Raw genomic sequence first — 16,494 nt, 5'->3', positions numbered from 1 at the left:
AAATGAGATATAGTGTTAAGGTAAAATGCCTTTTGATTCTAGCTCTTTCCATAATGGGATCATATTCCGAAGCCCAGGTAGATGAAGTGATTGAAAGGAAATTCCAGAAGGTTTATGGCAAAGTAAGTGAGGATTCCGTTTATTCCGGTGATTTAAACTTTTTGCTCATAACAAGTGATCAACATCATTGGTTGGCAATGGGGTATAATAATCCTGATATTCAAACGCCTAATCTGGATCGATTAGGCAAAAGCGGAATTATATTTGACAGGGCCTATTGTCCTAATCCCACTTGCACGCCAACACGTGCCTCACTTATTACAGGCATGATGCCCAGCCAACATGGGGCCTATGTTTTGGGGACAAAATTACCGGAAGATGTTAATACAGTTGGAGATGAGTTTTCAGAGGTTGGTTATCAAACGGCCTTAATAGGGAAAGCGCATTTTCAACCTTTTGAGGGAACAGCTGAATTTCCTTCTCTCGAAGCTTATCCCATTCTGCAGGATCTTGATTTTTGGAAAGATTTTACAGGTCCGTTCTATGGGTTTGAGCACATTGAACTGGCAAGAAATCATGGGGATGAACCGCATGTTGGTCAGCACTATGTCTTATGGATGGAAGAAAAACTAAAATCTGAAGGAAAAGATCTAAAGAGCTGGGAAAAGTGGTTTCGGAAACCCACAGGTATCTCTGAAGCCCAATACGGGAAGTGGAATCTGCCGGAAGAATATCATTTGAATACCTGGATTGCAGAAAGAACAAACCATCAATTGGAGGAATATGCCCGTAAAAAGAAATCCTTTTTTATGTGGGCGAGTTTTTTTGACCCGCATCCGCCATATCTGGTTTCCGGGGAATGGGCTGAGATGTATGATCCGAAAAAAATGAATGTCCCTGAAATTAAAGAGGGTGAATTGGAAGATATGCCTCCATTGTTTCAAAAAACACAGGAACAGAATCCTGATTTTGGGCAATTTAAGGACTCAGAACTTTGGAGTGCAGGTTTAGGTTCACATGTAAAGAGGAGCCGGGAAGAGAAAGCCAAAGACATGGCTCTTTATTATGGAATGGTTTCCTTTATGGACTATGAAATTGGAAAGATTCTTGACAAATTGGATGAGCTTGGATTGACTGAAAAAACAGTTGTTGTGTTTACCTCCGATCATGGAAACGTTTATGGTCATCATGGTCTTATCAAGAAAGGGCCCTTTATGTATGAGGATTTGGTAAAAGTACCCATGATCGTTTCATGTCCCGGCACCGTGCCCCAGGGAAACAGGTCTCAGTCGTTGCAATCGTTAATTGATATTGCACCAACGTTCTTATCTCTTGCCGGAATAGATGTTCCACGAAGCATGACAGGCGTTGACCAAAAATCCGTTTGGAAAGGGGACATTGAAACATTACGTGATAATGTGATCGTTGAAAATCGTCAGCAGCCTTATTCGTTGTATCAAAAGCAATTGATTACAAAACGGTATAAAATAACCACTTATATGAATCATGGTTATGGCGAGTTGTTTGATTTGAAGAGTGATCCCGGTGAATTAATTAATCTTTGGAACAACCCTGATTATTTTAAAATAAAGATGGATTTGCTGTTAAATCTGATACAATCAGAAATGGAACAGGAACCGTTAAAAGTGGATCGAACAGCACCTGCCTGATTCGGAGAATGATTGAATGTAAATCACGATAATCAAGGCTTTAGTGAAGATATTATTCATGGAATTTGTTGGTTTGTTCTTGATTTTAGATCATGAATTTGTAGTTTCCGGGAATTAAGTCTGCCGACAAAATTAAGTTGGCAGACTTTTTCGTAATCATCGTACTGAAAATGAAAAGCTAATTACAGCCTGTTGAGGAACAATTAAAAAACGAATATTAAATCAATTATAGCGGATAATCTCATTCGAAGTGCAAGGTTTTTCAAGTAAATCTTTCAAAAAGGCTGCACCTGTGGTGATACATTTTTAAAATATCACTATTCAAAAGATTGTTTTTAGGCTGAACGACTTTTTCTATTTGAAAGGCGCGGTAGCCTGTCTGTTTATCGGGCCAGCGGCTAACCGGAAACCAAAATGGGCGACTTTCAAGGCCTTGCGCAAGGGCCGGAAATTTTGGCTTTCGCGCGAAGATAGGTTTAAACGGACTAGACTTTTTTTCGTTCCGTTTTTGGGGCAATGCCAAAAAGGACAATAAAAGAAATAATTTAAATTAGGGCTGCTGAAAAAGTCAGCAGCCCTTAACTATCGGACATCACTTTTCAACTGAATTTTATGAAGAATTTATTATTGTCTTTTTTTGTTTTGTTGTTTGCAACAGCATGTAATTCAAAAGAAAATTCTGAGATCAAGAAACCAAATATCCTATTCTGCATTATGGATGATGCTTCTCCGCATATGAGCGCTTATGGTTATGATTGGGTCAACACGCCTGCTTTTGACCGGGTGGCGGACCAGGGAATCTTGTTTACCAATGCTTATACGGCCAATGCCAAATGCGCACCTTCCAGAGCCAACGTCATTACCGGACGAAACTCCTGGCAACTGGAGGAGGCCGCCAATCATGTGATTAACTTTCCTGAAAAGTTTAAAACATTTCCTGAAGTTTTGAGAGAAAATGGGTATGTTACTGCCAAAACAGGCAAAGGCTGGGGCCCGGGTGATCCTGGTACCATCAATGGCGAAACCCGGCTTTTGATTGGCGAATCGTTTAATGAACAGAAAACCAAACCATGGGCCAAAGGGATGAGTGGTGAAGATTATGCTGCAAATTTTGAGCAGTTCTTAACTCAAACTGGCAAGGACAAACCATGGTTCTTCTGGTATGGAGCGCGTGAACCACATCGCAGATATGAATATGGTTCAGGGCAGAGAATGGGAGGTAAAAACCTTGAGGATATTGATTCGGTTCCTGCTTTTTGGCCAGATAATGAGATTATTCGTAACGATATGCTGGATTACGCCCTGGAGATAGAATATGCGGATTCGCATTTAGAGCTAATGATGGAGTCTCTGGAAAAAAGAGGGTTGTTGGAGAATACGATTGTTGTTTTTACTTCTGATCATGGGATGCCTTTTCCCAGATGTAAAGCTCAGGAATATGAATATTCCAATCATGTACCTTTGGCTATTATGTGGCCTAAAGGAATTAACAATCCAGGACGCGTTGTAAAAGATATGGTCAGTTTTATTGATTTTGCGCCTACGTTTCTGGAAGTCGCAGGGATTAAATATAATGAATCCGGCATGCACAGTTCTCCGGGTATCAGTTTAACAGATATATTCTATTCGGAAAAAGAAGGACAAGTTAACCCGGAAAGAGATGTTGTCGTCATAGGAAAAGAGCGGCATGACTACAGTCGCCCTGATAATCAGGGATATCCAATAAGGGGAATAGTATCGAACGATTATTTATATCTATACAATTATGATATTTCGTTATGGCCTGCAGGAAATCCCGAAATTGGGTACCTTGATATAGATGGTTCGCCTACCAAAACTGAAATATTAAGGCTCTTTCGCACCGGCGAAGAGGATAAATACTGGCAATGGTCCATGGGTAAACGAAAAGTAAACGAAGAATTCTTTAATGTCACTAAAGATCCTGAATGCATGAATAATCTGGCATTTGATCCACAATTATCGGAATTGAAAAAACAGATGAAGTCACGAATGGAAAAAATTCTTAAAGAACAAAAGGATCCGCGTATGTTTGGGAATGGTGATATTTTTAACACGTATGGTTATTCTAACGACCAGGGGTGGAATTATTATGAGCGCTTTATGGCAGGGGAGTTCACCATCGAAGATACCGAATGGGTGAACCCCGGGGATTTTGAAAAAGAGCCGTTGGATTAATTAATGAAAAAATATAAAAAGAGTCATGAGTAAATTTATTTTACTCATTATGATGGTTAATGCAGTAAGCTCTCAGTCTGTAAAGGAGGAAAGGCATGTGACAATTAAATATATTATAGAAACATGATTAAATAAAATAATGTAATTGCATTTTTTGCAAGCCTTTTTTTGCATTCACCCAAAGTCCGCTAGTCTGCGATGCCAGCATATCAGGGAAGGAGATTTTGACGTCTATAGCAGGCGAAGAACCACAAATTAATTGAGCTCTGATGAGTACCAAACGTTTTCAATTACAGCAGAGAAACCAGGCAAACAAGGTATAGCGCGTGATTTGTTGATAATCAATGATATAGGGGGCTTGATACATAATTCTCTGTTAAGGTAAGTGCTCATGGTATCGGATTCTCCTAGTAAAATAAACTCAAGTAGCTTTTTTAAGTAAGCCTGTTTGCAGCCCTTTGGTAGAAAAATATGAAAATGGTTGTATAATGGAATATTCAACTAAATCAGCTATTAAAATAGAGCACTCATCACAGACATGGATGATTGCAATTTGAATTAAGTGGGGAGTATACTTTTTTGGGGTTAATTTTTTTTGAATAAAAATTGTAAAATGAAAGTAACTAAGATAGAATATATAAGAAAAATGCTATTTCTGGCTGTAATTATTGTAGGCATTAATACTTTAAGCGTTACAGCACAAGATAAACCCAATGTACTTTTTATCTCTATTGATGACCTGAACGATTGGATTGGCTGTTTTGGTGGAAACCCTCAGGTGAAAACACCAAACCTGGATAAGTTTCATGCTGAAGGAGGTATGGTTATGTATGATACTCAGGCTCCGGCAACGGTTTGTGGTCCTTCACGGTCGGCATTACTAACCGGAGTCCGTGCCTGTAAATCAGGGGTGTATGGCAACCGTAATAATCTTAAGAATGCCCCCAAAGCCAAAGATTTAATAACACTTCCTGAATATTTTAGCAAACATGGTTACCATTCCATCTCCATGGGAAAGATATTTCACAAACATTCAATTCCCGGGCAAAAGAAAAAAGATAATGGAGAGTGGGCTTTTGATGAATGGCATAAGACATTAGCTGGTGTCGGTACAATTAGCAAAGAACGTCCTGTTAACGGATTGCCTAATTTGCCCAATGAAAAAAAATCGTACCATTACAAGGCATTTGACTGGGGCCCTACAAAGGGTAATGATGAAACCAAAATGAAGGACTACCAAACCGCTAAATGGGCATCAGAACAACTTAATACACGCGATTTTGACGGTAAACCTTTTTTTATGGCTATTGGGTTTAGCAAACCACACCTTAGTTGGTATGTACCTCAAAAGTATTTTGATATGTACCCTTTGGATAAAATTGTTTTACCCAAAACCTGTGATAATGATTTAGGAGATATTATAAATAAATATGGAAAACAAGCCTACAAAGCTCATTGGTCATGGTTGCGTGCTGAAAAATATGATCGGCATAAAGAATCAGTACAGGCTTATTTAGCAACCATAACATTTGCAGACGACTGTGTAGGTGTATTGTTAGATGGTTTGGCAAATAGTAAATATGCCGATAATACGATTGTAATGCTTTGGGGAGACCACGGTTGGCATTTGGGCGAAAAACAAAAATACGGTAAAACATATCTTTGGCAAGAATCGGCCAGGGTACCTTTAATGGTTAAAGTACCGGCTGTTACTCCCAACAAAAAGCAATGCAACGGAATAGTGAACCTGATAGATATGTATCCGACCTTAGTTGAGCTTTGTGGTTTGCCCCGGAATCCTCTAAATGACGGCAGAAGCTTTGTTGAGTTGCTTAAAAATCCTGATATGGAATGGAATGAACCAACGTTAACTACTGATAAATATAAAAGCCACCGCATTTATGATGGTAGATACAGTTATATTAATGTTCAGCATAATGGGGTTGAAGAACTTTACGATCATGAAAAGGATCCCATGGAATGGACAAATTTGGCCAATAATCCTGAATATGCAGAGATAAAGGAACGTTTAAGGGCCTATTTGCCTAAAGAGAATGAACCTGAAGGGCCAAGAAATATTGATTGAACTAGCCAGGTATTATATATTAAAATCTTGAAAACGACAAAATTTTAAGTTTATGAATAATACATGTAAGACACTTATATTAATAGCATTGGTATTGGTTTCTGCCATTTTCTCATTAAATGCACAAGAGAAAAAACAGATCAACATATTATTTATAGGCAATAGCTTTACTGCCAGGCACGACCTTCGCAGGCTTGTAAAACAAGTTTTTGAAGAGGGGAAGCCCAATTTATCTGTAAATGTTGAAAAAGTTATTTACGGTGGTCAGAGCCTGTTTCAACACAATGAATTCTATTGCTCTCAAACTTTTATTGAACAGAGCTCCATTCACGATAGTACTATTCAAAATCGAATAGCTGAAATGCAGAAGTTTTTAGAATTGAATGAGTTACCGGGTGGGTATGTTAATTTTTGGCAGAATATTAGGAAAAGGAAGGTGAAGGATTTCCCTAAGAATCTTATTGAAATAGCCATTAAACGCCATAATGTATTGCTAAATAAAAAAATACGAAGAAAGTGGGATTATGTGGTGTTGCAAAGTTGGATGGATGAAATCCCGGATATGAATGATGGTTATGCAAAATATGCCAGAAAAATGGCCAGAATTGCAAAAGAACAGGGAGCTGAGGTAATTTTGTATATCACTGCGCCTGACATTCAGAATTCAAAACCGGTTTCAGGCCCATTAAAACAGCAAAACGTAGATCAGGAAATAAACTTTGTCATTGACCTTGCCAAAGAATTAAAGCCTTATGCCGTCGTTCATGTTCCTATAGCTATTAATATGATTCAGCAGGGTGGGACAGACCTGACTTTTTGTTATGAAAACGACTTTCATCCAAATCAGCGTACTGCATTTTTAACTGCTAATATGTTTTATGCAGCCTTTTTTAAGGAAAGTACAGAAGGATTCATGTTTAATAAAGTAACAGAAAACAAGACACATGCCAATGAACAAGATCCCAATGTAAACCTTGATCCTGATGGCAACCCTGCTACTGTGGTATTTGAAAAAGATGAGAAAAACTATTTACAACGTATGAGTTACAATGCTGTTATGAGATTTATGGAGCTATGGAATAAATAAGCGATATGAAAATCACTTAAAGTTATTTAGGAACTCTAAGACAGGGCTAAATATTTATATGTTTGGCCACTCAATAGTCTATTAAAATTCACATGGGCTCCTGTTTTCATGGAGCCTTTTTTGTTATTAACCTTTATTTCATATTAGAATGTCGTTATGAGTATTGGATATGAAGCAACTACGTTTTTTATTTTGAAGTAATTTCAATTGTAATAAGTATTTTAATTTGTATTGCGGGTTAATAATAAGTAACTGTCAATTAACTAACATCGAACACAAATCACCATAAAAAACCGGGATAAAGCATTTTGTCTTTATTCCGGTTTTCTGTTTTAGGTAAGAAGCCTTTTTGATGGTTAATTCTGTTGTTATTACCGAACCATTATCTTGTGGTTTGAAACAGAACCTTCAGACTGAACCGTAATTACTAAAGGACCCCGACCCTTAAAAGTACTTGCATCAATCTGTGTTTTTTGATCATTGGTTTGGGTGAGAAAAAGAAGCTGCCCCGCCATATTGAAAACATTTATTTTCCTGGCAGCTGGATGCTTAAAATGAATATTCAATAAGTTATGTGCCGGATCAGGATATATTTTAAGAACATCCGATCTTTTTTTCCGGTCTTCAATTGAAGTCTGCCCGGTATCAAATATTACGGTGTTTTTATCTACGAATGTGGTATCAAAATTTCCATCCCCAAAGCTGGTCAGCGTTTTTCCATTAAAATAGCAGTTTTTAAAAGTTATGTTTTCCCATTTTCTGCTGCTGTCAAGACCCACCATGGTGTTTTGAGGCTTTCCCCGATCCTGATCCAAACTGGTACTCACTCCATCATGTTCCTGATGTACATTTTCTATAATGATGTTATTTAATGTTACATCTCCTGTCCCCGGAACCATGGTGGCATAAAATGGGGGGAAGGCAGGTAAAGGATCTTCCACTAAAATGTTTTTAACATGCACATTGGAAATTGTTGTGCCGGGGTCTGTTTCTCTCATGCTGATAATTCTTCCACCTTCCCACCAATGCCAATTAGCCCGGTGATAAATAACCGTAATATCTTTAAACTGACAACTGCTGCCATCAATAGCCCGAGGTAAAAACAGAACAGCCCCGTTAGCATCGTTCCATACTACATTGTCGTGAGCATTAACGTTAGTTGCTCCCAAATAGAATGCATCATCCTGTACCCTGAAAAAACAATCCGAGATCTCTGAATTTCTGAAAGCGTTTATTCCATCACTGTTTACTCTCCAGGCTAAAATCTTGAGGTTTTTGTAAATGTTAGGCATTGTTGTGTTTTGCCTGGAATGCCCCATGTTAAAAGTATGGAATGCCGGATCGGCGACCACAAAACCTTCCAGATGGGCCCCTTCTGCCTGATAGGTAAAAGGTTTGAAAATCTTGCTTTTATCATCTGGGTCCCTGACAATATCTTCACCACTTATGGTCCCGGATCCGTAAACCTTAATGTTTTGAGAAGCTTCATCTCCCCAGGCATCCAAAGGGTGGATGGTTCCTTTTACAATAGCATCTCCGGGAATAAACAAAACCTCATTATCGAGAATTTCGAAAGGCATACCTATATTATGAACGCCAGGGGCAAAAACAATGGTATCCCAATCGGCACGATTCAATGTGTTAATATCCTCATCGGGTTGTAGTAATCTGACATTGGAGTTATTCACATCCGGGACGGGGAATACCGGATTGGCAAAAAGGGTTATCGTATGCACAGGAGCGCCGCCATAACCATAGCCCGTATAGTTTTTTTCCATTTGTCCGTTAATGTCAACATTTACGTTGGCTGGTTCGGTAAAAGTGACATACGCCTTTCCATTTGAGATTACTGCAGGAGAGGCTTCAGCAACAGGTCTTACCATGCTCTCTGTAATAGCTGTCCCGTCTTTTCTTGAAATCTCAACAATAACATTGTCTCCGTTAAAGTCCGATTCAAAAGCAATCCATGAAGCGGTCCATCCCTGAACTGTTGAATAATAGCCGTTTTCGCTTTTTGCCTCTGTTTGCAGCACAAATGCATCTCTCCAGGCGTTTTCATCTTCGCTTTCAAATTTTACTCTGCATAGGTAATGATCAGAAGCAGCTCGCCCGGGAATGTTGTCATAAACAACCAATTGTTGGGAGTTTGCAAAATTAAAGGGAAGTAAGAGGTAAGTGGCTGTTATAAAAAAATAGTATACTTTTACCATAATTAGACTTGTTAGATTGTTAAATGGAAATGGACTGATAATCTTTTTCTAAATTATCAGCCCGGGTGATTTTCTCCTTATTAAGTCAATTTATCAATCATCAAAAGACAAACCATCCGTAACGCCTTTCCAATTATCTGTTCTAAAAGGAGAGGCTGGTAGTCCTTCTTTATTGTATAGGTTAAGCTCGGAAGGATTACTCGACCATCCAAAACGAACGGCTACCGGATCTTTCACTTTGTCTGACCAGACAATGACTTTGTCGCCAATTTGCTCGGCTTTAGCCCAATAGAACTTCTTGTCTTTTCCTGCAATTTCAAATTCATTGATATAGCCATGTTTACTTTTAACCAGGAGGCCCGAGCCAATGTGATCGAAACTTATAATGGCTTTACCATTTTTGATTTGCATGGACTTATAGATAGGCCCGGAATGAACAATGTCCTTACCGTAAGCCACCTTAAGGGCAGATAACATTAATCTCCTTCCAACTTCTTGTTTGTTTTTTGGATGAATATCATCAGCTTCCCCAATATCAATGGCTACTGCCATTCCTGTATTATTAAGACTTAATGTTTTTGACTGGGATTCACGAAGTTCTGCCCAATTGTCGTTGCCGGGATGAGCTTTTGGTTTCATGAAGTTAGCAAGCTGGACAAACAGAAATGGAAAATCACCTTGTTGCCAGTTTTCACGCCAATTGTTAATCATATTAGGGAAGGTAGTAGCGTATTCTTTTGCCCGGCGGGCATTGGCTTCTCCCTGGTACCAGATTACCCCTTTTATACCGTAAGGAATCAGGGGATTTATCATGGCATTGTACAATAGGCCGGGAACCTCGTTTGGCGATGCCTTGAATTTGTCATAAACCTTGTCTGCCTTAAACTTCCATTTTCCCTTAAGCGAAATAACTTTATCACCCAGGCTGATGAAAAATTTATCGCTATTGCTAAGAAATCCCCCACGCCCCCATTTATTGTCTACCCTTATTGAGATGTTGTTCTTGCCGGATTTCAGAATATTTTCAGGAATGGTATAAACCCGGTCGACTTTGCCGGACATATTCATCGCACCCACTTTTTGACCATTTATCCAGGTGATATCTGAATTGGCAATTTTACCCAGATGCAAGCTCGCTTTATTACCTATATCTTCGGAATCCAGATTGATTTCATAGCTAAACCATACAATTCCATCTAATAAATTGTATCCCTTACTTTCCCAAAAAGCAGGTAAGTTCATGGTTTTCCAGTCAGTTCGGTCATAGGCAGGTGCCATCCATTGCTCTTCCAGTCCGGTTTCATTTTCAGGTAAACTGCCTAAGGCATCTCGCAGAGTGTTTTTATCTCTTTTTACAACTTCTTCCGGATCGAAATTATCGATTCTTTCACCAAAATCTTCATATTTTGGAAGTTGAGTGATTGCTTCTTTTGAAGTCCATGTTTCAACACAAGTCCCGCCCCAGGTGGAGTTTATAAGCCCGACCGGCACCCCCAATTCTTGCTGCAAATCTCTGCCAAAAAAATACCCAACCGCCGAGAAGTCTTTTACACTTTCCCGGGTGCATATTTGCCACGATGCATGGGACATTTCAGAACGAGGCGCATTGCTTATTTCTTTAGGGACTGAGAATAATCTTATTTGCGGGTGATTGGCGTTCTCTATTTCCTTTTCAGCATTGTTTGAACGGAACACCGGCCATTGCATATTGGATTGTCCGGAACACAACCAAACATCGCCCACTAAAATATTCCTGAGCACCATTTCATTCTTACCCTGAATAGTCATATTAAAAGGTCCTCCCGCTTTCATAGGCTTAAGTACCACTGACCATTCTCCGGCTTTATCTGCTTTGGTTTTTATTTTTTGTCCGTTAAAACTAACAGTCAGTTTTTCCCCGGGATCGGCCTTTCCCCAGACTTTCACATTCAAATTACGTTGCAAAACCATATTGTCAGAAAATATATTTGCAACACTTACATTAGCAAAACTTAACTGGGTACTAAATGCTATTGTAAACAGGGTGAAAAATGTCTTTAGGTTATTCATCAGTAAATATTTAATCTAAGTTATTGGTTTGTTGGAACTCACATGGTTGATTATTTTTATTCTCTATTGGGGCAATCACTGCCATGTTCGTTTCATTTGATGAATCTTCTTAATTTAAACTGTTCTAACTAAGGGATTGTGCCGAAATAACTTGACGCTTTAAACTTTTTCTTTTGTCATTTAACTTTCTTGAAAATCCATTAAATAGCTGGCTATTCGCTGTATTTCCAAGTCGGTAAAGAACAAAAGAACTTCGTTAGAACTGTCAACTTATTTCATTACAAACCCTAAGTCGCTCATTCTTTACTTCCCATCCAGGTTTTCCTTTCAGGAAAAGATCTAATAATTGTTGTCTACATCTGCTTCAAAAGGGAAATCAGGATTAGGAGTGTGCGCTTTTTCCATTATTTCCAATAATTCCTTCACAACCTCAGGGTTTTCGGATGCTACATTATTGGTCTCTCCTACATCAACACTTAAATCGTATAATTCAACAGTGCTCTTTTCTTCGTCAAAACAATTCAACTTCACTGCTTTCCATTTTCCTTTGCGAACGGCTTTTTTCCCTCCTTGTTCATGAAATTCCCAGTACAGATATTCATGCTGTTTTTGTTCTTTACCCAGTAATTCCGGTAAAAAAGAAATGCCATCAATGTTTTTGGGAGCCTTAATTTCAGCAAGATCTGCAAACGTTGGCATCACATCCCAGAAGGCAGAAATATGATCTGTTTTTGAATTGGCTTTAATTTTATGAGGCCACCAGGCTATCATTGGTGTGCGAATACCTCCCTCATACAGGTCGCGTTTGTATCCTCTTAAGTCACCATTGCTGTCAAAAAAGTCAGGATCGGCGCCACCCTCCATGTGAGGTCCGTTATCAGATGAAAACATCACAATGGTATTGTCTTCTATGCCTAATTCTTTTAATTTGGCTAAAACTTCGCCTACCTGCTTGTCAAGTAAAGAGACCATTGCTGCGAAGGTAGTCCGGGGTTCCGGTTGTGAGCAGTAATATTTAACTTCAAAGGGTTCATCGCCATAATCTGCACCCGGACGATCGTCCACATGTGGTGTTTCTTCAAATTCCCCACGGTATTTATTCATCATTTCCCCTTCGGGCATAATAAGCTCGGCATGAGGAATTACATTTGGATAATACATGAAGAAGGTCTCATCTTTTTTGTTTTCAATAAATTGTAAAGCCTTCTCATGAATCTGGTCACCAGAATAAACTTCAGTATCCTTAAAGTCATTTCCTTCCAACATTACCTTTTGGCCGTTGTGCCACAAGTGCATTGGAAAATAACGATGCGCCTGGCGCTGACAGTTATAACCATAAAATTCATCAAATCCCTGGTTATTAGGATCACCTTCGGTGCCAATAAATCCTAATCCCCATTTACCAAAAGCGCCTGTTGTATATCCGGCTTCTTTTAGCATTTCTGCCAGAGTAAAAGTTTTGTCGCTCATCGGATGCTGGCCCTCAGGCATAATCTCTTTATTTCCCCGAATGGCTGTATGGCCTGTATGCTGGCCTGTTAATAATGAACTTCGGGAAGGAGCACAAACCGTACTTCCGGCATAGTGTTGGGTAAACAACATGCCTTCTTCAGCCATTTTATCCAGATTAGGGGTTTCAAATTTTGTTTGACCATAGACACCCAAATCTCCATAACCTAAATCATCGGCCAGAATGTAAATGATGTTTGGCTTAGAGTCTGTCTCTTTTTTTTCTTTTTGTGAATGGCTGCATGCTGAAAGTATTAATACTCCCATTAATAGCCCTAGTAATTTCTTCATGACTTCTATTCTTTTTTGATGTGGTTAATTTTGACGGTACTTTCTTCGAATAAAAAAACAGTAGTTAGGGCTTATGGTCTTATTTAGGTGTAGTCCCGATTAAAGGTGCCTTTTGGCGGGGATTTGTTAATCAGGTATTTTTTCGTACAATTTAAAAAATTCGATGCCAATTCTTTTCATGCTCATTGTGGTGTAATGAAAAATTGGAGGTGGATTCTGTTCGTAAAAATTCTGAGACTCTTTATCATTCGATTGTGGAATCATAAAAACCTTGTCGTCATTATCTGCCACTTGCTTCATCCCTTCAACAACCTTTCCGCTCCCAACCTGAAAGAGGATAAAGGGCATTTCCGGCATTTTCAAATCTACTCTGACAGCGTTAACAAGATTTTGGAGGTTTTCTCCATAGGTTTCTGCTGGTTTTTCTCCACCTTTTTTAATATTGCTATCGGCTTCTCCCTGAACCCATAACATTCCTTCTATCTCATATTCATTGGGGGTGAATGTTTCAAGAATGCTTTTGGTATATTCAATAAAGTCTGAATATAGTTGGGCTTTATCCTGTTCATTCACCAGGCTTGCTTTTTCGATACTCCAATCCGGATTCCAGCAACCGTACAAAGATGTTCCTCCTACAGACCTCTTTATAAAAATAAACTCATCGTCCGGATATTTCTCAGCCAGTTCGATTCCAAAAAACAATTCCGGGCCAAAGCTTTTGGTTAAGCAGAATTTCTTCTGAACAAATTTGCCTGGAGTCGTTAATTGAAGTGGTGTAACCGGTTGATGATTATAATAAAAAAGAATTCTGTCTGAAATCAGGGCCAGCCTTTCCAAATCGTTTTTGCTTAATTCGGCTCCGTTTCCTCTTCCATCCATGTTGGATTGACCGGCAAAAAGAAAGACTTTTTTCTTATTTGTTTCTGCTTTTATTTCTGTGGGTGTGCCACAAGAAATTAGCATGAGGCCTGTGAGAAGGAGAAATATTGTATTTTTCATCTCTTTATTTTAGTTGTATGAACTTCAGGGCAATCTGGAGGGAAATTTAAATTCATGGTAAGCAAATACTTCCAGGGTGATTTTAATGAGGGTAAATGTTGTGCTCATATAAAAACTTAAACAAAAAGAACAACATTAGCAGTATTAATAAACCTAACGGTATTCTTTTAACATGTTTTGGTTTTTCCATTTTTAAGGTGTTAAAAATCAATTGCAAATCTAACTTTGAAATAAATGAAATATGGGGTAATAATATTTCAAAGTATAGTTACAAATTGTCTTTCATAGCTTTTAGAATATAAATAAGGACCCCTAAAAGTTATTTGTTAAGCCATGAATTGTATGATTTTTAAATCGGTAAATAAACTACGGTGAATTGAAGCAAGTTTGCTTTATTTCACTGGAGCTTCCCTTGCTTATACGACCTTATTTTCCTTAAGGGTAGTAACAACAATAGCTTAATTTCTTTTTTTAGTTTAATTGTTTCGGAACCTTTTACCTTTGTCCACTTCAATCAAATGAAAACGACAATTTGTTTTCCCCTTGTTTCTCAATATCAGGTCGGCACCTTTTTCTCCTCCGTTGTTGAATAAGGCATCATCCAGAGTGATTATCTGTTCACTCCATTTGTCCTCGCCCGAATTGTTTACTTCAATAGCACTTTTCATGGTTTGATCTGATGCATGGTAACATAATTCCCAACTGCCTTCATCACCTTCATAGTAGATGATTTTTAACCTGATTCCGGACTTTTCTTTCTGAGCGTTGTTGGCAAAAAAGTCATCTACGATGTCAAAATACATTGCATTCTTTCCATCGGAATAATCAAAGCCACGCGCAAAACGGCCATAGATACTGGTGTCGATGTTCCACCAACCAATACTTGTTGCTTCAGGTTGTATTTGTTTTAAATGACGATAATAATTGCCCGGCAGGATTTGCCAGCCTGCATCATTGTATCCATTCCTTTTTCGATTAATCATACCACCTCCCGTGGCTTTTGCAGGGGCACTCATCTGTGCTCCAAACTGACTATATGCAGCGGTAATATTGATGTATCGCTGTTGATTTTTCTTTAATGCTTTACCGTAAATGCTTTCCGGGAATCTTATGGTATCTGAGGCATCCAGGCCGGACCGTAAAGCACAGAAGGCGAATCTTGCTGTAGCAGGATTGGTTTGTGCTGCGTAACGATTGAAAAGTTCAAATGCCGGGAAGTTTTCCTTATCATCACATGCTTCCCATGGTACATTCCACATCGTTAAGCCGCCATGTGTAGCATAGAGTGCTGACCAATATAATCCCTGAGGAATGTTTTGAGTACTCCACTTGTAAGTTCTATACTCTGCATCTTGCTCTCCACGTGCAAAAAAGACTTTACCTGCAGACTCTACAGATTTTCTAAAGTCAATGAAGTTCGCTAATCTCTCTTGTGCCTCACTGATGTGATAGCCGTGGGAAAACATACCGTTTTTTAATCCAATTGCTTTGGGCAGATTATTCAGCATCCATTTATACTGTTCTTCTTCATTTGAATCGTAATTTGTAAGAAGTGGTATTTGGAGTTCTCCATCTTTTGAAAAAGCCTCAACAAGCACCTTCCAGGTTTCAATCCTGTAATCGCTCCATTGACTTGAAGAAATGTTATACTTAGAATCAACTGGTTTCCCTTTATAAGGTTTCCCGTCACCTGTTGATCCCTCTGCACTCTGAACGAATAGTATCCGTTCTCTGAGATGTTCAGGTAAGTTAGAGATGTATTTACCCAACTCTTTCAGCATACGATGAAAATAAAACTTATAGTCCTGATCCAGATAATAGGGAAAATAGCGTGTCAGGGTTTTTCCAAGGGGATTTACAGTTGCAGGAAATTCGACCAATGGTACGCCGTTTTGAAATAACCACGGAGGTGTAAAAGCCCATGTTGTATCCTTTTCTGTAACTTCTTTTGTTGAAAATGCTACCCAAACCATGAGCGTAGTGTAATAATCATCCTTGTGGAGTTGCTCTAATTTCTTTTTTATCAGCCTGTCAAATTCAAACTTTCCATTTTCAGGTTCTAAATCGATCCATTTTAAGATGGTAGGGACCCCCTTAACATTTGGCGTTTTTTCAGGGTTAATATTTTTGGGGCTATACCACCCCCAGGTATAAACTCCCCAGGAATCTTCCGGAAAGACTTGCTGGGAGTTTGAGGTTATGGCTACTAAAAGCAAGAAGAAGGATGCAACATACTTTGTTAAGCCGTAAAGGTAAGCTTGTTGATATCTTGCTGTTTTGAGAAGCGGATTTTTCATAGCTTTAAAATTATTCTAAATTATTGGTCTGATGCCTGAATGGCCGGGAGGGAGGAAACTTGCATGATCGAAGGTTATACATGTTCTTCTTTGGTATTCC

At 38.8% G+C, this 16,494-nt stretch carries 9 protein-coding genes; 4 read left to right on the top strand and 5 right to left on the bottom strand.

Annotated elements, in window-relative coordinates; all coding sequences use genetic code 11:
- The first annotated feature begins 2 nt into the window (after positions 1 to 2).
- From DDZ16_RS10810 to DDZ16_RS10790, 4 genes are all read left to right on the top strand, one after another.
- Positions 3 to 1,670, top strand: coding sequence for a sulfatase family protein (locus DDZ16_RS10810; RefSeq protein ID WP_198416701.1), 1,668 nt, complete (start codon positions 3 to 5; stop codon positions 1,668 to 1,670).
- A 612-nt stretch (positions 1,671 to 2,282) separates the two neighbouring features.
- Positions 2,283 to 3,866: a sulfatase family protein gene (locus tag DDZ16_RS10800; RefSeq protein ID WP_109264482.1), complete on the top strand. Its 1,584-nt coding sequence runs from the start codon at positions 2,283 to 2,285 to the stop codon at positions 3,864 to 3,866.
- A gap of 613 nt (positions 3,867 to 4,479) precedes the next feature.
- Entirely contained in the window at positions 4,480 to 5,952 is a 1,473-nt protein-coding gene (locus DDZ16_RS10795; protein ID WP_198416700.1) for a sulfatase, read from the top strand.
- A gap of 52 nt (positions 5,953 to 6,004) precedes the next feature.
- The gene (locus DDZ16_RS10790) at positions 6,005 to 7,039 is read left to right on the top strand and encodes a hypothetical protein (protein ID WP_109264481.1); all 1,035 of its coding nucleotides are present in this window, start codon (positions 6,005 to 6,007) and stop codon (positions 7,037 to 7,039) included.
- 371 nt (positions 7,040 to 7,410) lie between these two features.
- On the opposite strand, the gene DDZ16_RS10785 is transcribed toward DDZ16_RS10790, so the two are convergent.
- The 5 genes from DDZ16_RS10785 to DDZ16_RS10760 form a co-directional block, all read right to left on the bottom strand.
- Positions 7,411 to 9,249: a T9SS type A sorting domain-containing protein gene (locus tag DDZ16_RS10785; RefSeq protein ID WP_109264479.1), complete on the bottom strand. Its 1,839-nt coding sequence runs from the start codon at positions 9,247 to 9,249 to the stop codon at positions 7,411 to 7,413.
- Between the two features lie 93 nt (positions 9,250 to 9,342).
- On the bottom strand, positions 9,343 to 11,298 hold the full coding sequence (locus tag DDZ16_RS10780; protein WP_109264478.1) for a sialate O-acetylesterase: 1,956 nt from the start codon (positions 11,296 to 11,298) through the stop codon (positions 9,343 to 9,345).
- A gap of 339 nt (positions 11,299 to 11,637) precedes the next feature.
- Positions 11,638 to 13,098 (bottom strand): arylsulfatase, encoded by a 1,461-nt coding sequence (locus tag DDZ16_RS10770; protein ID WP_109264476.1) that lies wholly within the window; start codon positions 13,096 to 13,098, stop codon positions 11,638 to 11,640.
- 126 nt (positions 13,099 to 13,224) lie between these two features.
- Positions 13,225 to 14,097, bottom strand: coding sequence for a sialate O-acetylesterase (locus tag DDZ16_RS10765; protein ID WP_109264475.1), 873 nt, complete (start codon positions 14,095 to 14,097; stop codon positions 13,225 to 13,227).
- A 476-nt stretch (positions 14,098 to 14,573) separates the two neighbouring features.
- Positions 14,574 to 16,394, bottom strand: a complete 1,821-nt coding sequence (locus tag DDZ16_RS10760) for a hypothetical protein (protein WP_109264473.1) — start codon at positions 16,392 to 16,394, stop codon at positions 14,574 to 14,576.
- Between the last annotated feature and the right edge of the window lie 100 nt (positions 16,395 to 16,494).

This window comes from Marinilabilia rubra (assembly GCF_003121985.1).
GTDB classification, from domain to species: Bacteria; Bacteroidota; Bacteroidia; order Bacteroidales; family Marinilabiliaceae; genus Marinilabilia; species Marinilabilia rubra.
The sequence above is the reverse complement of the archived record's forward strand: the minus strand, read 5'-3'. Positions and strand labels throughout refer to the sequence as shown.